General features: G+C 61.6%; 19 protein-coding genes. 9 read left to right on the top strand and 10 right to left on the bottom strand.

Going from position 1 to position 20,172, the window contains the following annotated elements; all coding sequences use genetic code 11:
- Positions 1-49 precede the first annotated feature (49 nt).
- From V1293_RS10385 to V1293_RS10395, 3 genes are all read left to right on the top strand, one after another.
- Positions 50-994: an ABC transporter substrate-binding protein gene (locus V1293_RS10385; protein WP_334509112.1), complete on the top strand. Its 945-nt coding sequence runs from the start codon at positions 50-52 to the stop codon at positions 992-994.
- A gap of 91 nt (positions 995-1,085) precedes the next feature.
- Positions 1,086-1,859, top strand: coding sequence for an ABC transporter permease (locus tag V1293_RS10390; RefSeq protein ID WP_334516683.1), 774 nt, complete (start codon positions 1,086-1,088; stop codon positions 1,857-1,859).
- On the top strand, positions 1,856-2,641 hold the full coding sequence (locus V1293_RS10395) for an ABC transporter ATP-binding protein (RefSeq protein WP_334509113.1): 786 nt from the start codon (positions 1,856-1,858) through the stop codon (positions 2,639-2,641). The genes V1293_RS10390 and V1293_RS10395 overlap by 4 nt, the downstream gene beginning before the upstream one ends.
- Positions 2,642-2,809: 168 nt before the next feature.
- On the opposite strand, the gene V1293_RS10400 is transcribed toward V1293_RS10395, so the two are convergent.
- The gene (locus V1293_RS10400) at positions 2,810-4,534 is read right to left on the bottom strand and encodes a methanol/ethanol family PQQ-dependent dehydrogenase (protein WP_334509114.1); all 1,725 of its coding nucleotides are present in this window, start codon (positions 4,532-4,534) and stop codon (positions 2,810-2,812) included.
- Positions 4,535-4,606: 72 nt separating this feature from the next.
- Positions 4,607-5,194: a QcrA and Rieske domain-containing protein gene (locus V1293_RS10405; RefSeq protein ID WP_334516684.1), complete on the bottom strand. Its 588-nt coding sequence runs from the start codon at positions 5,192-5,194 to the stop codon at positions 4,607-4,609.
- Between the two features lie 723 nt (positions 5,195-5,917).
- Here V1293_RS10405 and V1293_RS10410 point away from each other — a divergent pair.
- From V1293_RS10410 to V1293_RS10420, 3 genes are read left to right on the top strand one after another with little or no spacing between them, the layout of a single operon-like run.
- Positions 5,918-6,370: a (2Fe-2S)-binding protein gene (locus V1293_RS10410; RefSeq protein ID WP_334509116.1), complete on the top strand. Its 453-nt coding sequence runs from the start codon at positions 5,918-5,920 to the stop codon at positions 6,368-6,370.
- 2 nt (positions 6,371-6,372) lie between these two features.
- Complete coding sequence (locus V1293_RS10415) at positions 6,373-8,691, top strand: xanthine dehydrogenase family protein molybdopterin-binding subunit (RefSeq protein WP_334509118.1); 2,319 nt, start codon at positions 6,373-6,375, stop codon at positions 8,689-8,691.
- Positions 8,692-8,741: 50 nt separating this feature from the next.
- Complete coding sequence (locus V1293_RS10420) at positions 8,742-8,990, top strand: hypothetical protein (RefSeq protein WP_334509120.1); 249 nt, start codon at positions 8,742-8,744, stop codon at positions 8,988-8,990.
- 70 nt (positions 8,991-9,060) lie between these two features.
- On the opposite strand, the gene V1293_RS10425 is transcribed toward V1293_RS10420, so the two are convergent.
- From V1293_RS10425 to dctA, 3 genes are all read right to left on the bottom strand, one after another.
- A complete protein-coding gene (locus tag V1293_RS10425) occupies positions 9,061-9,927 on the bottom strand; it encodes a bifunctional allantoicase/(S)-ureidoglycine aminohydrolase (protein WP_334509122.1) in 867 nt (288 codons plus the stop codon).
- Positions 9,928-9,973: 46 nt separating this feature from the next.
- Positions 9,974-10,510 (bottom strand): ureidoglycolate lyase, encoded by a 537-nt coding sequence (locus tag V1293_RS10430; RefSeq protein WP_334509124.1) that lies wholly within the window; start codon positions 10,508-10,510, stop codon positions 9,974-9,976.
- Between the two features lie 87 nt (positions 10,511-10,597).
- Positions 10,598-11,932, bottom strand: coding sequence for a C4-dicarboxylate transporter DctA (gene dctA, locus V1293_RS10435; protein WP_334509125.1), 1,335 nt, complete (start codon positions 11,930-11,932; stop codon positions 10,598-10,600).
- 197 nt (positions 11,933-12,129) lie between these two features.
- On the opposite strand from dctA, the gene V1293_RS10440 reads away from it, so the two are divergent.
- Positions 12,130-13,047: a LysR substrate-binding domain-containing protein gene (locus V1293_RS10440; RefSeq protein ID WP_334509126.1), complete on the top strand. Its 918-nt coding sequence runs from the start codon at positions 12,130-12,132 to the stop codon at positions 13,045-13,047.
- 264 nt (positions 13,048-13,311) lie between these two features.
- Complete coding sequence (locus V1293_RS10445) at positions 13,312-14,217, top strand: amino acid ABC transporter substrate-binding protein (protein WP_334516685.1); 906 nt, start codon at positions 13,312-13,314, stop codon at positions 14,215-14,217.
- An 81-nt stretch (positions 14,218-14,298) separates the two neighbouring features.
- Here V1293_RS10445 and ald read toward each other — a convergent pair whose 3' ends face one another.
- Positions 14,299-15,414: an alanine dehydrogenase gene (ald, locus tag V1293_RS10450; RefSeq protein ID WP_334509128.1), complete on the bottom strand. Its 1,116-nt coding sequence runs from the start codon at positions 15,412-15,414 to the stop codon at positions 14,299-14,301.
- 148 nt (positions 15,415-15,562) lie between these two features.
- Between ald and V1293_RS10455 the strand changes: the two genes are divergently transcribed.
- On the top strand, positions 15,563-16,033 hold the full coding sequence (locus tag V1293_RS10455) for an Lrp/AsnC family transcriptional regulator (RefSeq protein WP_334516686.1): 471 nt from the start codon (positions 15,563-15,565) through the stop codon (positions 16,031-16,033).
- Positions 16,034-16,075: 42 nt separating this feature from the next.
- On the opposite strand, the gene cbbX is transcribed toward V1293_RS10455, so the two are convergent.
- The 4 genes from cbbX to fba all read right to left on the bottom strand — a co-directional run bounded on the left by cbbX (position 16,076) and on the right by fba (position 20,155).
- Positions 16,076-16,969, bottom strand: a complete 894-nt coding sequence (cbbX, locus tag V1293_RS10460; protein ID WP_334509130.1) for a CbbX protein — start codon at positions 16,967-16,969, stop codon at positions 16,076-16,078.
- A 152-nt stretch (positions 16,970-17,121) separates the two neighbouring features.
- Positions 17,122-17,541 (bottom strand): ribulose bisphosphate carboxylase small subunit, encoded by a 420-nt coding sequence (locus tag V1293_RS10465; RefSeq protein ID WP_334509132.1) that lies wholly within the window; start codon positions 17,539-17,541, stop codon positions 17,122-17,124.
- A gap of 12 nt (positions 17,542-17,553) precedes the next feature.
- On the bottom strand, positions 17,554-19,014 hold the full coding sequence (locus tag V1293_RS10470) for a form I ribulose bisphosphate carboxylase large subunit (RefSeq protein ID WP_334516687.1): 1,461 nt from the start codon (positions 19,012-19,014) through the stop codon (positions 17,554-17,556).
- A 55-nt stretch (positions 19,015-19,069) separates the two neighbouring features.
- Positions 19,070-20,155 carry a class II fructose-bisphosphate aldolase gene (fba, locus tag V1293_RS10475; RefSeq protein WP_334509133.1) on the bottom strand — a complete coding sequence of 362 codons (1,086 nt, stop codon included), beginning with the start codon at positions 20,153-20,155 and terminating at the stop codon, positions 19,070-19,072.
- Positions 20,156-20,172 lie beyond the last annotated feature (17 nt).

A 20,172-nucleotide genomic window follows, 5' to 3' on the forward strand; every position in this document is an offset into this window, starting at 1 on the left:
TGAACAGATGAACAAGACGCAATCCGTGAACCAGCAAAGGGATACAGCCATGCTTAGTTTTAGAATATTCGCCGCAACCGCCGCTCTCCTGGTCTCCGCGCCAGCCCTCGCAGATGATGTGAAGGTCAACATCGGGATATCCGGATGGACCGGCTTTGCGCCGCTTACGCTCGCAAACCAGGCCGGCATCTTCAAGAAGAACGGCCTCGATGTGACGATCAAGAAGATCCCGCAGAAGGACCGCCATCTGGCTGTTGCATCAGGCGACATCCAGTGCGCGGCGACCACGGTCGAAACCTGGATTTCCTGGAATGCCAATGGCGTTGCGACCAAGCAGATCTTCCAGCTCGACAAGAGCTATGGCGCCGACGGCATGGCCACACGAAACGATGTCGCGTCGATCAAGGATCTGAAGGGCAAGACGGTCGCCGCGTCCGCGCCCGGCACCGCGCCCTATTTCACGCTGGCCTGGATGCTCAAGAAGAACGGCCTCTCGGTCAAGGACGTGACCGTGGTGAACCTGGAGCCTGCCGCGGCCGCACAGGCATTTGTGGCCGGCCAGAACGATGCAGCCATGACGTATGAACCCTATCTCTCGACGGTGCGCGCGGCGCCCGACAAGGGAAAGATCATAGCCACCACGCTCGACTACCCGATGATCATGGACACGTTCGGCTGCACGCCGAAATTCCTGACCGAAAACCCGAAAGCCGCGAAAGCGCTGGCTGACAGCTATTTCGAGGCTGTCGCCCTGATCGAAAAGGACCAGGCCAAATCCTACGAGATCATGGGCGCCGACGTGAAGCAGTCCGGCGAACAGTTCGGAAATTCGGCAAAATACCTGCGATGGCAGGACAAGGCCGCGAACCAGAAATTCTTCGCGGGCGAATTCCAGGCCTTCACCAAGGAAGCCGCAGACCTGTTGCTCGAGATCGGCATCATCAAATCGGTTCCGAAAATCGACGATCTCGTTGACACGAGCTTCATCAAGTAGGTTCGTTCGGCGCCGCGCTGGTCCCGCTTCCACACCTGTGGATGCGGGGCTGTCCGCGATCAGCGCACCGCTTTGAGGAACATGCCCCGTGATGCGTCCCCTGGATCCCGTGACGTCGAAGCAACGCGCAGCCTATGGCTTTGCGTTCTTTGTCCTGTTCGTAGCCCTGTGGGGATGGGCAACGTTTGGCGGCTACGTGTCCAAAACGTTTCTCGCCAACCCGCTGACCATGCTGCAGGAGGGATTTGAACTCCTGACCAAGCATGGCTTCCTGTTCGACATCGGCATGACGATCTGGCGGGTTGTCGGCGGCTTTGCGCTGGCGGCTGTCATCGCGGTGCCGCTCGGCGTGCTGATGGGCGCCTACAAACCGATCGAGGCCTTCCTCGAGCCGTTCGTCTCGTTCGCCCGTTACCTGCCCGCCTCGGCCTTTATCCCGCTGTTGATCCTGTGGGCGGGCATCGGCGAATTGCAGAAGCTGCTGGTTATCTTTATCGGCGCGGTGTTCCAGATTATCCTGATGATCGCCGTGAACGTCGGCAATACAAGGCGCGACCTCGTTGAAGCCGCCTACACGCTGGGCGCCGGCGACAGCGGCATCATCCGCCGCGTGCTGCTGCCCTCCTCCGCCCCCGAGATCGCGGAAATCCTTCGGCTCGTGCTGGGTTGGGCGTGGACCTACGTCATCGTCGCCGAACTGATCGGTTCCTCGTCGGGCATCGGCCACATGATCACCGATAGCCAGGCGCTACTCAACACCGGCCAGATCATCTTCGGCATCATCGTCATCGGGCTGATCGGGCTGGTGTCGGACTTTCTGTTCAAGGCCTTCAACGCCTGGCTGTTTCCGTGGAGATTAGCGTGACCACGCTGAAGATCGATCATGTCTCACGCACCTTCCCCGCACGCCAGGGCAATGCGCCGACGCGGGCGCTGGAGCCGACCAATCTCAGCGTCGGCAACAACGACTTCGTCACCATCCTGGGCCCGTCGGGTTGCGGAAAATCCACGCTGCTCCGCATCATCGCAGGCCTTGACCGGCCGACCAGCGGCCGCGTCATGCTGGACGGGCGCGAGGTCACGGGACCCGGCGCCGATCGCGGCATGGTGTTTCAATCGTACACGCTGTTCCCGTGGTTGACGGTGCGCGAAAACATCGCGTTCGGCCTGCGCGAGCGCGGGATATCCGAGGCGGATCGCGGCAAGATCGCCGATGGATTCATCCATCGGGTCGGCTTGTCCGGCTTTGAGAACCACTGGCCTAAGCAGCTCTCGGGCGGCATGCAGCAACGCACGGCGATCGCCCGCGCCCTTGCCAACGATCCCAAGATCCTGTTGCTCGACGAACCGTTCGGGGCGCTGGATAATCAAACCCGCGTGCTGATGCAGGAAATGCTGCTCGGCATCTGGGAACGCGAGCAGAAGACCGTGCTGTTTGTCACCCATGATATCGAGGAGGCGATTTTCCTCGGCAGCCGCGTCATTGTCATGAGCGCCCGTCCCGGCCGCATCAAGGCTGAGATCACGATCGATCTGCCCCACCCGCGATCCTACAAGATCAAAACCGCGCCTGAATTCGTCGGGCTGAAGGAACGGCTCGTCGAGGAAATCCGGGCCGAGGCATTGAAGGTTGCGGTTGATGCCTGACGGCCGCCCGCGTGCCGATTGTGCGCGGATTTCCTCCGGCGAGCGTCCTCAAGATCAATCTGCTCGGCCGATCAGACTACATGATGGCCCGGATGCGCGTTGCCTGGATCGCATCGGCGCCTGGCCACCGCCTGTAGCGGCCAGACGCCGGATCCAGCCTTCTCGCAGTCACTTCTTGACGGCGAATACCCAGACGACGCCGCCCTGCGGCACGTTATTCTCCAGGCCGGGGACCTTGCCCACCAATGCGTCCTGAATGCGCTGCGCATCGACGCCCCAGCCCGACTGGACGGCGATATACTGCGTGCCGTCCACCTCATAGGCGATCGGCATGGCCATGATGCCGGAGTTGGTCTTTTGCTCCCAAAGCAGTTCGCCGGTCTTGGCATGGAAGGCGCGGAACATCCGGTCATTGGTGCCGCCGACAAAGATGAGGTCGCCGGCGGTAGCGGTCACCGAACCGAACAGTTGCGACTTCGGGAAATTGTGCGACCAGGCCTTCTTGCCCGTGGCCGGATCCCACGCCTGCAGTTCGCCAAAGTGGGTAGCGCCGGGACGGGGCGTCAAACCGACATCCTCGGGCTTGGTCCCGAGCCAGAGTTGGCCGGCAACCAACGGCACTTTCTCGCCGGTGAAGCCACCGCAGAAATTCTCGTTGGCCGGAACGTAGACCAATCCGGTTTTCTGACTATACGCTGCCGACGGCCAATCCTTGCCGCCCCATAGCGAAGGACAGAATTCAACCCGCTTGCCAATAACCGGCTTGTGGGCCGGGTCGACAATCGGCTTGCCACTCTCGGGCTCGATGCCTTTCCAGACGTCGGTATGAACAAAGGGCCAGCCGGCCACATACTTGATGCTGTCCGGCTTGCGCTCCAGTACCCAGAAAATTGCGTTGCGTCCCGGATGGATAAGAGTCTTGATGGTGCGGCCGTCCCTTTGCAGGTCAACCAGCATTGGTGCGTCCACCTCGTCCCAATCCCAGGAATCGTTTTGATGGTACTGGAAGTAAGTTTTCAGCTTGCCGCTATCGGGATCGAGCGCGAGCACTGAACTTGTGTAAAGATTGTCGCCGGCGTGGGTGTCGCCCGGCCAAGGTGCGGCGTTGCCGGTGCCCCAATAGACTGTCTTGGTGTCTGGATCGTAGTTGCCTGTCATCCAGGCAGATCCGCCACCCGTTTTCCAGTCGTCGCCTTTCCACGTTTCATTACCTGGCTCACCCGTGCCGGGAACGGTGAAGGTCCGCCACAGTTCCTTGCCCGTTTCGGCGTCGTACGCAACGACGTAACCGCGCACGCCGAGCTCGCCACCGGAACCGCCGACGATCACTTTGCCGTCGACGACCAACGGCATCAGAGTCAAATACTGCCCCTTCTTGTAGTCCTGAACCTTGGTATCCCAGACCACTTTGCCGGTCTTGGCATCGAGCGCTACCAGATGGTCGTCCGTCGTGGCGACGTACACCTTATCCTGCCACAGTCCAACGCCGCGGTTGGTCGGGTGCAACTGAAAGAGATCTTCGGGAAGCTGGCGCTTGTATCGCCAGTACTCGTCGCCGGTCTTGGCGTTAAGCGCGATCACCTGCCCCATCGGCGTTGCGATGAACATCACGCCATTGTTGATGATCGGTGGGGCCTCGTGTCCCTCGACCACCCCGGTCGAGAACGTCCACACCGGCACCAGGCCTTTCACATTCGAGGTGTTGATCTGGTCGAGCGGGCTGTATCCCTGGCCGTCATAGGTTCGGCGATAATGCATCCAGTTGCCAGGTTCGGGATTCTTGAGCCGATCGGCCGTCACCGGGCTGTAGTTCTCGATCGGGCCGGCGGCAGCGATCGAAACGAGGCATGTGGATGCGAGCAAACCCGACAACAGCCATTGCTTCAAGGCCATAACGTAACCTCCCCTTTGTTTTCATCTCACGAATTCTGTTTTTTCTCGTCGTGGATCGACGGCGGCCCGCCGTCACCTGGCCTGCTGCGCACCTACCTTTCCAACAAATGTTGCTGCCACGGTAAGTGGACCGTCTTCTGCCGCCAACGGAAGCGCCGCCAGACGCCGGGGCGCTGGTCCAAAGATAACTTGCGCACCTTGCCGGGGGTCATATTCCGAATTATGGCAAACGCATTTGAACACGTCCTTGTCGCCACTTGCCGCCTTCACCCATGCCGTGATCGGACAGCCCGTGTGGACGCAGATGGCCGAATAGGCCACGACGCCGCCGGCAGCGCGCGAGCGCGTCTCTTCATCCAGCTCAGCTGGATCTAGCTTTACGACCAGCACCTCGTTCAGGCGCGAGCCCTTGCGGACAACCGATGTCTTGGGGTCCTTCGGCCAGGCACGCACCGGCGGTCCACCCGCTTGCAGATCCTGCGGCTTGATCACCTCGCCCGCATGATCCCCTTCGGAAAAAACCAGAACGTCGGCTTTCTGAGGCCGCTCGTTGCTGCCCGGTTCATCCTCCTCGGCAATGGAGGACCTGGACGACGCCAGGCAAGCCCCCGTGGCGAGAGCGGTCAGGATAAGCGCGCGCCGTGTCGGATCCTGACACATCGCTGTTGCGAGTTCCGCGTCTGTGCTTGTGATCGAAATTGTGGGTTGATCGGATTTGCACATGACGCAAACTGAAGGAGGGAGTCGGTCAAAAGAAAGGCGACGAACAAATTTGTCTTTTGCGTAATGCGTCTTCCAGTTGCATCAACGATTCCAGGAAAAGCCAGCAATAGTAAGTGTCCCTTGCATTTCATGCGATCATCACTGCAGCCTGGCTCCTCATGCAGATTTCGCAGAACAGCTCAGCCTTCTGCGAATGGGCGGTGCGTTATCGCGCATGCACCGAAGATCGAGAATTGCATGAGGCGTCGCGAAGCGTTCGGCGCACGCCGATGTCCGTGGTGCGCAAGTGGTGAAAGTCTGTGCAGCGCCGGGCGACGTGGATGAGACGATCCCCGTCTTGTCATGACAACGATGTTCAAGTTTGACGACAATTGTTTTGCTTGCAGCCACTGCGTCAGCGTTGCTGACCAAACGCGATTCTTTGCCGATGCCCCGCTTTCGCCAAACATGCCGACGCAAATGTAGAACGCCTTGTGGCGGCCGATCCGCCAAGCGCGGCCTACTGAACAACAGCCAAGAATAACGATCAGGAGGATGGCTCAAAGAAATCCCAGCCAGACAGCAAGAAATTTCGAAGCGACGGCGTTGAGCGGTCAGCCGTAACGTTTTTCGCTCACGTCAGAGCTACCATCAGCAGCCTACGAAGAGCGAGGATCGATCATGATTACTTTGAAGATTAACGGCCAGCAAAAGAACTGGGACGGCGATCCCGACCTTCCGCTACTCTGGTTTCTCCGCGACGAGGTCGGATTGACGGGCACGAAATACGGCTGCGGCCAAGCGTTTTGCGGCGCCTGCACCGTGATCGTCGACAAGCAGGCGGTGCGCGCCTGCATCACGTCGGTCTCCGACGTGGTCGACCGGGAGGTCACGACGATCGAAGGCCTTCATCCGACGGGCGATCACGCGGTTCAGAAAGCCTGGCGCCAGCTCAACGTCCCGCAATGCGGCTTTTGCCAGGTCGGCCAGATCATGCAGGCGGCCGCGCTGCTGATAGAGAATCCGAAACCCACCCACGATCAGATACGCGAGGCGATGGCGGGCAATATCTGCCGCTGCGGCTGTTATCAGCGCATCGAAAACGCGGTCCACCTCGCTTCGACAGGGGTATGATCATGAACATTCTCACCAATCCCAAGAAGCTCCGCGGCTTTGAGCGATACGTCAAAGTCGACAACGTTTCACGCCGCAGCATCCTGAAGGGCCTCGGGCTGGCCGGCGGCTTCGTTCTGGCCGCCCCCGTGATGTCGCGCCCCGGCCTTGCCGCATACCAGACCGGCGCGGATAAGATGCCGCACGGCACCGTGGTGGACCCGCGCGTGTTCGTCGCGATCGCACCGGACGGCATTGTCACGATCGTCGCCCACCGCGCCGAGATGGGAACCGGCGTCCGCACCAGCCTGCCGATGATCGTCGCCGAAGAAATGGAGGCCGACTGGTCGCGCGTTCGAATCCAGCAGGCGCATGGCGACGAGGTCAAATTCGGCAACCAGGACACCGACGGATCGCGCAGCACGCGTCACTACCTGATGCCGATGCGTCAGATCGGCGCTTCGGCCCGCACGATGCTGGAAGCCGCAGCGGCGAAACGCTGGGGTGTGCCGGCAACCGAAGTCAAGGCGGTCAACCACGAGGTCGTCCACAGTGCGAGCGGACGGCGCATTGGCTTTGGCGATCTGGCAGCCGATGCCGCCAAGGAATCCGTGCCGAGTGTCGAAGGCCTGAAGCTTAAAGACCCAAAGGATTTCCGCTATCTGGGCAAAGGCCAGATCAGCATGGTCGATCTCCGCGACATCACGGTAGGCACCGCGCGTTACGGCGCCGACGTCCGCCTGCCCGGCATGAAATACGCCGTCATTGCCCGGCCGCCGGTGACCGGAGGCAAGGTCGTCTCGTTTGACGGGGCGGCGGCGATGAGAGTTTCCGGCGTCGAGAAGGTCATGGAAGTCAAGGGCTGGCCGTGGCCTTCAAAATTCCAGCCGCTCGGCGGCGTTGCGGTGATCGCGCGCAACACCGGCGCGGCGATCAAGGGCCGCGACGCCCTGAAGATCGTCTGGGACGATGGCGCCAATGGTAAATACGACTCGGTCGCCTACCGGGCCGAACTCGAGGAAGCCGCACGGAAGCCCGGCCTGGTGGTGCGCAAGGAGGGCGACGTGGACGCCGCCTTGAAGGGCGCCGACAAGGTGATCGTGGGTGAGTACTATCTGCCGCATCTCGCCCATGTCGCCATGGAGACGCCGGTTGCAGTCGCAGACGTCAAGGGCGACAAGGCGGAGATCTGGGGGCCGGTGCAAAGCGCGGGCGGAACGCGCGAGGACGTCGCCAAAACGCTTGGCATCCCCCAAGAGAATGTCACCGTCAACGTGACGCTGCTCGGCGGCGGCTTCGGGCGCAAGTCGAAGTGCGATTTCGCCATCGAAGCCGCCCTGCTTTCAAAGGAACTCGGCGCCCCCGTAAAGGTGCAATGGACGCGGGAAGACGACGTTCGCAACGGCTTCCTGCACACCGTCTCGGTGGAACGCATCGAGGCCGGCCTCGACAAGAGCGGCAAGGTGACGGCCTGGCGCCATCGCAGCGTCGCGCCGAGCATCGCCTCGACATTTGCCGACAAGACGGTGCATCAGGCGCCGTTTGAACTCGGCATGGGGCTTGTCGACATGCCCTTCGAAATCGCCAACGTCCAATGCGAGAATCCGGAAGCGGCCGCGCATGCCCGCATCGGCTGGTTCCGCTCCGTATCGAACATCCCGCGCGCCTTCGCGGTGCAGTCGATGGTCGCCGAAATAGCCCAGGCTACCAAACGCGATCCAAAGGACATGCTGCTGGAGCTGATCGGCGCTCCTCGGATCGTCAAGCTCGATTCGGTGAAAGACCTCTGGAACTACGGCGAACCCTATGACAGCTATCCGATCGATACCGCGCGTCTTCGCAAGGTCGTCGAGCTGGTCGCGGACAAGGGCGGCTGGGGCCGGTCCGTCCCCAAGGGACACGGGCTCGGCATTGCCGCGCATCGCAGCTTCGTCAGCTATATCGCGACGATCGTCGAGGTGGCCGTCGACGACAAGGGCAAGCTCACCGTGCCGCGGGTCGATACCGCCATAGATTGCGGAACCTACGTCAATCCGGAGCGGATCCAGTCGCAGATCGAGGGCGCCGCGATCATGGGCATGAGCCTCGCCAAACATGGCGCGATCATCTTCAAGGACGGCAAGGTGCAACAGGGGAATTTCGACGATTTCCCGGTGATCCGGATCGACGAATCCCCGACTATTACGAACGTCTACATCGTACCTCCCGGCCCCGACACGCCGCCCAGCGGCGTCGGCGAGCCGGGAGTGCCGCCCTTCGCGCCGGCGCTGATCAACGCGATCTTCGCCGCGACCGGCAAGCGCATCCGCGCACTGCCGATCGGCAAGCAATTGGAGGCGTAAAGGGAACGTCCTTGATCTGAGAGGAGTTCAGATCGATGAAGCCCAACTCAATGGCGCTCGCGGTGTCGCTACTGTCGAGCGTCCTTCTATTGAATGCTCAGGCGGCGACCGCTCAAACCACGTCGCCGCCGAGCACAACCGCAACGCGGCCGGCGACGCCACCGCCCGGGCAAACCTCCATGCCAAACGAAAGCCCGCCGGCCACAACAACTCAGACTACCGGCGAAGCCAATCGCGATCCTGTCGTGAAGAAAATGAACGAGGACGAAAAGCAGAAGGTCGCGACCAAAGGCAAGTAACGCCAGCACCGGAAGCCATGAGCTGCAGCCCAGTCAGCCGATCCATGGTGACGCGCCCCGAACCTGGTCGTCAGGCATTGCATCCGACAAGTCCCGAAGCTGCCGCCGGCCTCAAGGCTCGAAGATCCATATGCCGGTTCACGTCCTTGTAGAGCAGGTAACGGAACCGCCCGGGGCCGCCGGCGTAGCAGGCCTGGGGGCAAAAGGCGCGCAGCCACATGTAATCCCCGGCTTCGACCTCGACCCAGTCTTGATTGAGCCGGTAGACGGCCTTGCCCTCAAGCACATAAAGCCCGTGCTCCATGACGTGGGTTTCCGCGAACGGGATCGACGCGCCGGGCTCGAACGTGACGATGGTAATGTGCATGTCGTGCCTGATGTCTGATGGATCGACGAAGCGTGTCGTGGCCCACCTTCCATCCGTATGAGGCATCGGCGTTGGCGCGATGGAGTCTTCGTTTGTCACAATGGGCTCCGGCGTCGCGAGCCCGGGCACGCGCTGATACAGTTTCCGGATCCAGTGAAATTGCATCGCTTCGGAGCTGCGGTTCCGCACGCTCCAGCGGCACCCGGGCGGAAGATACGCAAAGCCGCCGGGCCGCAACACGTGTTCCGTCCCGTTGAGCCTCAAGGTCAACTGGCCGCCAACCACGAACAGCGCGCCCTGCGCTTCCGTATCGGGTTCCGGCGATTCGCTTCCGCCGCGCGGCGCCACGTCGATAAGGTAGTGGGAGAACGTTTCGGCGAAACCGGATAGCGGTCGGGCCAGCACCCAGACGCGCGCATCGTTCCAGTGCGGAAGATAGCTTGCAACGATGTCGCGTATGACGCCCTTGGGTATCACCGCATAGGCGTCCGTGAAAACCGCGCGGCCGGTCAGAAGCTCGGTCTGGGCTGGATGCCCGCCGGTTGGGACGTGATAGGTTCGAGATAGCATTCCTTGTGCCTCTTAGAGATGTTTTTTGGGGACGCTCACCGGACGACTAGCCCGGCTTCGCTGTGATGTCCGGGTGCGTTGCTGCTGCGCCATCGAACGCGATACGCAGCCAGTTTGCTTCTTCAAGCCACTTTTCCTCGAGGTTGCTGCCCGCGCCCTTTCGATCGACGACAACGAACGGATTGGCGTCTGCAGTGACAAGCAGCGGATGATGCCAGCAATTTCTCGCGTAGTTCACGCCCTGCCGTCCCGACGCGGCAAATGCCCGGTAGCTCGACGGGATGCCCGGATCTGCGCAAACGACCACCAGCCAGGGCACTTCGTTCAACGGGACGAAAAGCTGGCTTCCGAGCGGATGGCGCTCCATCATCTTGATGATCATCGGCGCCGGTCTCACTGCGCCGATGAACAGACTGATATTGACCTCTCCGCCTGCCGAGGCGACGTCAATTTTCGCCAGGTCGTCATAACGTCTGGCGAATCCCTCGTTGATCATTTTCGGCTTCACATCTTCCGTCCCGACGACCTCACCGAAAGGCGCAAACTCCGCCTTTGTCAAAGGTGCAACCGAAAGCGCCAGCATCGTTCAAACTCCGATCAGCTTCGAGCGTGGCGGGGCGTCCAGATCGGCCGCCCGGTCTAGCCGATACCGGACGCCTTGTGCCTGATATCAGGTCGTCTGCAGCTGCGCTCCCGCGGCGTCCAGGCCCACCGGATCGATCTCCGCCTCCACACTCACGGGATCGGCCTGCCCATTCAGGACCCGATGCGCCTTCTCCCGATCGATGTCGCCTTCCCATGAGGCCACGGCGACCGTGGCGACGCAATTCCCGATATAGTTACCCAGCGCACGTGCGATGCCGATGAACCAATCCACCGACAGGATCAGCACTAATCCGATGGCAGGAATGGCCGGGATCGCTGCGAGGGTGGCCGCAAGCACGACGATGGCCGAGCCGGGAACGCCGTGAGCGCCCTTCGATGTCAGGAGGGCAACGCCGAGAATTGCCAGAAGATCACCCGTGGCCAGCGGCGTATTGGTCGCCTGGGCAATGAACACTGCAGCCAGCGTCAGGTAGATCGAGAACGCATCCAGATTGAACGAATATCCCGTTGGGATTACCAGTCCGACGGTCGACGGCTTGATGCCAAGAAGCTCGAGCTTGCGCATGGTCTGCGGAAGCACGCTGTCTCCGGCCGCCGTGCCGAGTACGATCGTCAGTTCCTCGCGCAAGTAGCGGAGCAGCTTGAACAAGCTGAAGCCGGAAAAGCGCATGACCGCGCCCAACACGACGACGACAAAAACGGCCACGGCCACATAGAACAGGGCGACGAGACCGCCGAGTTGCTTGAGCGAGCCGATGCCGTACTTGCCGACCGTAAATGCGATCGCCCCAAACACACCGAGCGGAGCCAACCTGACGACGAAATTCATCATCTTGAAGACGACGTCACTCACACGTCCGATGAAATCCGTCACCGGCCTCGCCCGCTCGCCACACAAGGAGACGGCACAGCCAAACATGATCGAGACGATCAGCACCTGCAGAATGTCGCCGGTCGTGAAGGCTCCGACCACCGTCGAGGGAATGAGTTTCATAAGGAATTCCGAGACACCGCCGCCGGCGACCTGGGCCGCCGCCTGACTGAAGCCGCTCAACGCTTTTGCATCCAGCGTCTTCGGATCGATGTTCATCCCGGTGCCGGGCTGGAAGTAATAGGCGAGCGCGATCCCGAGCGCCAACGCGATCGTCGTGATGATCTCGAAGTATATCAGCGCGCGCACCCCGACCCGTCCGACCTTCGACAAATCCCCGGCGGCGGCGATCCCGTGCACGACAACGCAAAACACGATCACCGGAACCAGCATCTTGATGAGCTTGATGAAGCCGTCGCCCAGCGGTTTCATCTGAAGAGCGGCATCCGGGTGAGCCATGCCAAGCGCAATACCAAGGGCCAGCGCCACGATGACCTGAAAGAAGAGTGACTTGAATAACCTTGGCACGGCGTTCCCTCGCTTGGTCGGTGTTTCCATTTGATGTGGCTTCGTCGGCCCGCTCGGGTGCCACTTTTGCTTTTAATCGCGACGCAGACGTCGCTTGCCCCACCGGACTTCCGCCTTGCCCGCGCACCAAGCCATTCGTTGACCATGCAGCTCCAAGTGTCCAATATATAGAACGACACGATCAAGAGGAAAACCCTATGGATCTCCGCCAGCTCCGGTACTTCATTGCGGTGGCCGAGGAGCGCAGCTTCACCGCTGCGGCGCGACGATTGAATCTTTCGCAGCCTCCCCTCAGCCAACACATCCAGTCGCTCGAAGCGGCGTTAGGAACGCAGCTCCTCTACAGAACCAGTCGCAAGGTCGAGTTGACCCAGGCCGGAGAAGCGCTCCTGGCCCGCGCGCGCGCCATTCAACAGCAGATCAAACTGGCCGAGGACGAGGTCCATTCAATCGGCGCCGGCCTGGTCGGGACCCTCGACATCGGAGCAACCGGCTCCATCCTGCGCGGACGCCTGGCCGACCTGCTCGCCGCGTATCGAAAGGACGCGCCTTCGGTAAAGATGACGGTGCATGAGCAGGCGCCGGCCCTGCAGATCGCGGCTCTCCTCAACCGCACGACAAACATCAGCCTGAATCGCAGCATCCCGACCGAGCATCTGCTCCGCAGCGAGCTCGCGTGGTCGGAAGAGGTTGTGGTTGCGATGCAAAAGACGCATCCACTGGCGCGACGCAAGCGCATCGCCCTCGGCGACCTTGCGTCGGAGGATCAGATTATCCTGCAGCCCGAAAGTTCTCAATTTGCGCGCTACATCCAGAAATGCTGTGTCGACGCCGGCTTTTTGCCGCGGGTTTCCCAGCAAGTCATCGATGCACAGTCGGTCCCCAGTCTGATCGCCGCTGGCTTCGGAGTAGCCCTGGTCCCACAATCAATTGCCCGCTTCACGACCGACGAAATCGTATTCCGGCCAATCAGGCCTTCGCCGCCATCCGCCGATGTCTTCCTCGTGTTCAGAAAAGACGAGACGTCGATGGTCGTCCACAACTTCATCAAGCTGGCACGTCGTTTTCTCAGCCAGAAACGCAATTCAGGCTACCCGGCCGCTGCCAGAAGCTGATCGTCGGTCCGGTGGATTCCTGGGCGACGACGCCGATCGAGTGGCAGATCGACGCCCCTTGCGTCGGGCACTCGATGAGACCGATCCGCTCCCGCGGAGCTTTCCTGGCGCCTGTCGGCAATGTAACTTTGATATAGCCGGTTTTCACAGTCACTAATTCAGCAATGACGGCTGATCGACTACGGTTCGCCCGCCATCGATTGGCACGACGGCCATCCGTTCGGTCGCTGCAAACCCGTTCACTATCCGATGAGGTCCACCGTGATGCGCCTGCCACTGACCATGCTTGCCGTTGCCCTGATCGCCGTCCCTGCGCATGCAAGCGAGCTGACCGGGACACTCCAGAAAGTCAAGGAGACCAACAAGATCATCCTCGGCATCCAGGAAGCATCGGTGCCCTTCAGCTATCTGGACGGCGACCAGAAGGCGATTGGCTACGCCGTCGACATCTGCATGAAAATCGTGGACGCGGTTAAGCACCAACTCAACCTCTCCAACGTGACCGTTGAGACGCTCCCGGTGACGTCGTCCAACCGCATTCCGCTCATGATGAATGGCACCGTCGATCTCGTCTGCTCTTCCACCACCAACAACGCTGAGCGGCAGCGCCAGGTGGCGTTCACGAATTCACATTTTCTGTCGGCGACGCGGTTTGCCGCACGGAAGGCCGACAACATCCGCACGATCGACCAGTTGAAAGGCAAGCCGGTCGTTGCGATATCGGGCTCGACCAACATGGTGCAGCTCAACCAGGTCAATAACGCCCGCAATCTCGGCGTCACGCCGCTGGCGGCAAAGGATCAGGCGGAAGCCTTCCTCATGCTGGAAACCGGCCGCGCCGCCGCCTACGTCCTCGATGACGTGCAGCTCGCCGTCGCGGTCGCAAGGTCGAAGGACCCGTCTGCCTACATCGTCAGCGAAGAAGCCTTCTCCAAGGCCGAACCCTACGGGATCATGCTGCGCAAGGATGATGCAGCCTTCAAGGCCGTGGCAGATCGTGCGACCGCGGAACTTTACCGAAGCCCGGAGATCGAGACGATTTACAAAAAGTGGTTCGAAGCGCCGGTCCCGCCGAACGGGCTCAATTTCAAGACTCCGATGACGGCCGTCCTGCGCAGCGCCTTTGCGCATCCGTCGGACAATCCGGACCCCGCAAGCTACGAGCGCTGACGATACGCCGCCGCAGAAGCCTCTGCCTCGGCTCCGCCCGAGTCCTCACCCGCCCTGCTCTCGCCTGTCAACCGGCGGACTTCACGCCGCCAGAATTTTCTCGGGCACCGCCGCCGGCAAATTCTGGCTGTCGGCGACCGCACGGTTGGTGATCTGCCCGCGATGCACGTTGAGCCCCGCGCGCAGATGCGGATCCTCGATCAGGGCGCGGATGCCCTTCCCGGCCAGCGCAAGGCCGAACGGCAGCGTGGCATTATTGAGCGCGTGGCTCGACGTCACCGGCACGGCGCCCGGCATGTTGGCAACACAGTAATGCACGATCTCGTCAACCAGATAGGTCGGCGCCTGATGGGTCGTCGGCCGCGACGTCTCGAAGCAGCCCCCTTGGTCGATTGCGACGTCGACCAGCACGGCGCGGCGCTTCATGCGGGCGAGATGTGCACGGGAAACCAGTTTCGGCGCGCTGGCGCCCGGCACCAGCACCGCGCCGATGACGACGTCGGCGCCGATGATCTCTTCCTCGATCGCTTCCAGCGTCGCATAACGCGTGCGAACGCGACCGAGGAACATTTCATCGAGGACACGAAGGCGCGGCAGCGAGCGGTCAAGGATGACGATATCAGCGCCAAGACCTGCCGCCATCCGCGCGGCGTGCGTACCGACCACGCCACCGCCGATCACCGCGATCCTGCTCGGAGCGACGCCGGGCACCCCGCCGATCAGCTTGCCCATGCCATCGGCCGATTTTCGCAAGGCGGCGCCCGCCGCCTCGATCGCCAGCCGTCCCGCCACCTCGCTCATCGGCGCCAGCAGCGGGAGCCCGCCATGGGCGTCCGTCACCGTCTCGTAGGCGACCGCGGTGCAGCCTGATGCGAGAAGCCCCTTGGTCTGCGCGGCGTCTGGCGCAAGGTGCAGATAGGTGAAGAGGATCTGGTTCTCGCGAAGCTGGCGCCATTCTGTCGGCTGCGGTTCCTTGACCTTGACCACCATGTCGGCGGTCGCGAAGATCTCGGCTGCCGTGTCCATGATTGCTGCGCCGGCCGAACGGTAGATATCATCACTGGCGCCAATGCCGAGTCCGGCGCCCTGCTCGACGATCACGTCGTGTCCATGCGCCACATATTCCCGCACCGACGCCGGCGTCAGGCCAACGCGATATTCCTCGACCTTGATTTCCCTGGGCACACCGACCCGCATGGCCTTGCTCCTGCACTGGAAGCTGTTGTCCGATGCCAAGAAAACTACGCCTGAACGAGCAACGCTTCTCTGCGAATTGCGGCTTGCAGGGAGCAATTTGCGCAGATATTCTGCGCCTGAATAATAAATATTAGAGAATTATGGCGTGATCGAGCTGGATCGTATTGACCTTCGGATTCTGGCTGAATTGCTCTCTGATGCAAGGGCAAGCCAGATCGAACTCGCCGAAAAGGTCGGCCTGTCGCCGACCGCCTGCGCGCGTCGCATTCGTCAGCTCGAGGAAGCCGGCATCATTCGCGGCTATCGGGCCGACCTCGAACCGACTGCGCTCGGACTCGTCACTACCGTTGTCGTCACCATCACGCTGGAAAAACAGAGCGAGGAATATCTTGCCGCTTTCGAAGCGGCCATCGCCTGTTGTCCCGACGTGGTGTCCTGCCACCTGATGTCGGGCAGCGATGATTATCATCTGCAGGTGATCGCGCGCGACATCGCGGACTTCGAGCGGATCCACAAGCAGCATCTTTCGCGGATGCCCGGCGTCGCGCGCATCCATTCGAGCTTTGCGATGCGCGAAGTGGTTCGCAGGGCGATACCTGAAACGGCGCTACAGCGTTAACTCCACCGATCGTAGTCGTCCATCCCCCTGAAAAGGTGGACGCTAACCCGCCTCAGCGGATTTTCTGCCCTTCCCGAACACACGGCTCGCAAGCACGTCTGACGCCTCGATCGACCTGATATCGTCCGCTGTCAGGACATGATCGAGATCGGCGACGAGGCGATTGGCCTGGCGCAGCCGCAGACGATCCAGCGCGTTGCGGATCGAGCGCGCGTTGGAGAACAGCGGCTGGCTCTTGCGCAATGCGATGTAACGAACGAACTCCGCACGCGCATCCTGTGTGAATCCGTAGTTCATGTCGCGCAGCATCAGCTCCGCGATGGCGAGCAACTCGTCATCGGCATAATCCGGAAAGTCGATGTGGTGCGCGATACGCGAGCGGAAGCCGGGATTGCTGGCGAAAAACTTGTCCATACGGTCGCCATAGCCTGCGAGGATCACGACCAGATCCTCGCGCTGCGTCTCCATCACCTGCAGCAGGATCTCGATCGCCTCCTGGCCGTAGTCGCGTTCGTTGTCGGGCCGGTGCAGATAATAGGCCTCGTCAATGAACAGCACGCCGCCCATCGCCTTCTTCAGGATCTCCTTGGTCTTCGGCGCGGTGTGGCCGATATATTGTCCGACCAGTTCGTCGCGCGTCACCGACACCACCTGGCCGCGGCGCACGAAACCGAGCCGGTGCAGGATGCTGGCGATCCGCAGCGCCACCGTCGTCTTTCCGGTGCCGGGATTTCCCGTGAACGACATATGCAGCGTCGGCGCCTCCGACGCCAATCCCATGCGCTTGCGGATACGTTCGATCAGAAGCAGCGACGCGATCTCGCGTATACGCGTCTTTACCGGCCTCAAGCCGATCAGCTCGCGGTCGAGCTGGGAGAGGATCTCCTCGATGCCGACGGCTTCGAGTTCGTCGCGGAGATTGACCGCATCAGTCATTGGGGTGGTATCCACGTCCATCTGCAAACCTCAATGCGCTGCACGTCCCGTTTCGAAAAAAACTCCGTCGCCGCTTCCGCAGCGACGGAGCAGTGCGTCCGGCAGACGCAGGCACGTTCAGGGAGAACTCGTCTGCCGGACCGAGCGCGTAGCTAACCGTAGCGCCGGCCCTCGGGGCGATCGGCGGCGTATGATCGGGTCGTATAGCGGATGTTTCGCCCGGCCATTTCGTGTCGATCGAGGCGGAAGCCAGGCTCCTCCTTCGGCCGGTTGACGATGAAGGACAGCCGCACCGATTCCCAGCCGTGGCTGGAATCGAACGCCGACAAGCGGATGTAGCGCTCGCCATACACCTTGCGGCATTCATTCAGCTCCATCATCACGCCGGCGGCGTCACGGAGATCGAACATCGGCAGGCCCCACATCTCCCAGAAATTGTTGCGGGGATGCGGGTCGTCGGTGAATTCGATGTTCACCGCCCAGCCCTGCTCCAGGCAATACTGGACCTGGCGAGAAATCTGCTCGTCGGTGAGATCGGGCAGGAACGAGAAGCAGCCTTGGGTAATGCGCATGATTTCCACTCCTTACATCGCAACCGAGGGCGTGGGGACGTAGTCCGGCATGTCCGTCGATTCATAGTTGAAGGTGACGTCTTTCCAGACCTCGAGCGCCGCCTTCAACGGCGTGCAGGTCTCTGCCGCCTTGGCCAGAATCTCGGGGCCCTCGTGCAGATAGTCGCGGCCTTCATTGCGCGCGAGGATCATCGCTTCCAGCGCCACGCGGTTGGCGGTGGCGCCGGCCTGGATGCCCATGGGATGGCCGATGGTGCCGCCGCCGAACTGCAGGATCACGTCTTCGCCGAGATGGTCGAGCAGCTGATGCATCTGGCCGGCGTGAATGCCGCCCGACGCCACCGGCATCAGCTTGTTGAGGCTCGCCCAATGCTGGTCGAAGAACACGCCATGCTCCAGCCGCGCCGGGTTATAGTCCTCGCGGCAGATGTCGTAATAACCGCGCGTGGTTGCCGGATCGCCCTCCAGCTTGCCGACTACCGTGCCGGCATGAATGTGGTCGACGCCGGCGAGCCGCATCCACTTTGCGATGACGCGGAACGAGACGCCGTGGCTGCGCTGTCTTGTGTAGGTCGAATGCCCTGCCCGATGCAGATGCAGGATCATGTCGTTGCGGCGGGCCCATTTGGCCATCGACTGGATCGCGGTGTAGCCGATCACGAGATCGATCATGATGACGACCGAGCCGAGCTCTTTGGCGAATTCGGCGCGCTCGTACATGTCCTCCATGGTGCCGGCGGTGACATTGAGATAAGTGCCCTTGATCTCGCCAGACGCGGCCTGCGCCTTGTTGACGGCCTCCATGCAATAGAGGAACCGCTCCCGCCAGTGCATGAAGGGCTGCGAGTTGATGTTCTCGTCATCCTTGGTGAAGTCGAGCCCGCCCTTCAGCGCCTCATAGACCACACGTCCGTAGTTGCGCCCCGACAGGCCAAGCTTCGGCTTCACGGTGGCGCCAAGCAGCGGCCGGCCGAACTTGTCCATCCGCTCGCGCTCGACCACGATGCCGGTCGCCGGTCCCTGGAAGGTCTTCACGTAAGCCACCGGCAACCGCATGTCCTCGAGCCGCAACGCCTTCAGCGGCTTGAAGCCGAACACGTTGCCGATGATCGAGGCCGACAAATTGGCGATCGATCCGGGCTCGAACAGGTCGAGATCGTAGGCGATGTAGGCGAAATACTGGCCCGGCGAATTCGGCACGGGATCGACGCGGAAGCATTTGGCACGGTATTTCTCCGCCGCCGTCAGCCGGTCGGTCCAGACCACCGTCCATGTCGCGGTCGAGGATTCGCCGGCCACCGCCGCAGAGGCTTCGACCGGATCGACGCCGTCCTGCGGCGTCACCCGGAACAGCGCGATGATGTCGGTGTCCTTTGGCTGATAGTCGGGCTCCCAGTAGCCCATCTTCTTGTATTCGAGGACGCCTGACTTGTAGCGATCCTTGCCGCGAACGGTCATCGAGTGCATGTTCATGGTGGTCTCCTCAGGTGGTGTGCGGCGACTGGTCGGGATCGAGGCGGTCATCAGTTCATTCGGCGGCATCGGCCATTCCTCCCATGCGTGGATCGAGTGCGCCCGAACGGTAGCGCTTTGCCATTTCGGCCAACGGAATGACCTTGATCTGCGAGGCGTGCCCTGCGGTGCCGAACTGCTCGAAGCGTTCCCGGCAAAGATCCCGCAAGCTATCCATCGCCGGTTTCAGGAATTTGCGCGGATCGAATTCGCTTCTGTTTTGCGCCGCCACCTTGCGGAACGCCGCGGTCATCGCCAGCCGGCAGTCAGTGTCGATATTGACCTTGCGGACGCCATGTTTGATGCCACGGACGATTTCCTCGACCGGCACCCCCCAGGTCTGCGGCATCTCGCCGCCGAATGCATTGAAGGCGTCCTGCAGCGGCTGCGGCACTGACGACGAACCGTGCATCACCAGATGCGTATTGGGCAGCCGGCGGTGGATTTCCTCCACCACCCGCATCGCAAGAATGTCGCCGTCCGGCTTGCGCGAGAATTTATACGCGCCGTGCGACGTACCCATCGCAATCGCCAGCGCATCGACCTTGGTGGCGCGAACGAAATCGACGGCCTGGACCGGATCGGTCAGCAATTGATCGTGGCTGACCTCGCCTTCGACGCCGTGGCCGTCCTCCTGCTCGCCGCCGCCGTGCTCGAGCGAGCCGAGCACGCCCAACTCGCCTTCCACCGAGGCGCCGATCCAGTGCGCCATGTCAACCACGCGGCGGGTGATGTCGACATTGTATTCGTAACTCGCCGCGGTCTTGGCATCGGCCTTCAGCGAGCCATCCATCATCACGGAGGTGAAGCCGTGCTGAAGCGCGGTGGCGCAGGTCGATTCCTCGTTGCCATGATCCTGATGCAGGCAGAGCGGGATCTGCGGATGCATCTCCTCCAGCGCGTCGATCATCTTCGCCAGCATGACGTCGTTGGCATAGGAGCGCGCGCCCCGTGAGGCCTGGATGATCACGGGCGCGTCGACCGCCGCCGCCGCATCCATGATCGCAAGCCCCTGCTCCATATTGTTGATGTTGAATGCCGGAACGCCGTAAGCGTGCTCGGCGGCATGATCCAGCAATTGCCTCAGGGTAATTCGCGCCATCCGGGCCTCCGTGTCAT

Origin of the sequence: Bradyrhizobium sp. AZCC 1693 (assembly GCF_036924745.1) — a bacterium.
Lineage (GTDB): Bacteria > Pseudomonadota > Alphaproteobacteria > Rhizobiales > Xanthobacteraceae > Bradyrhizobium.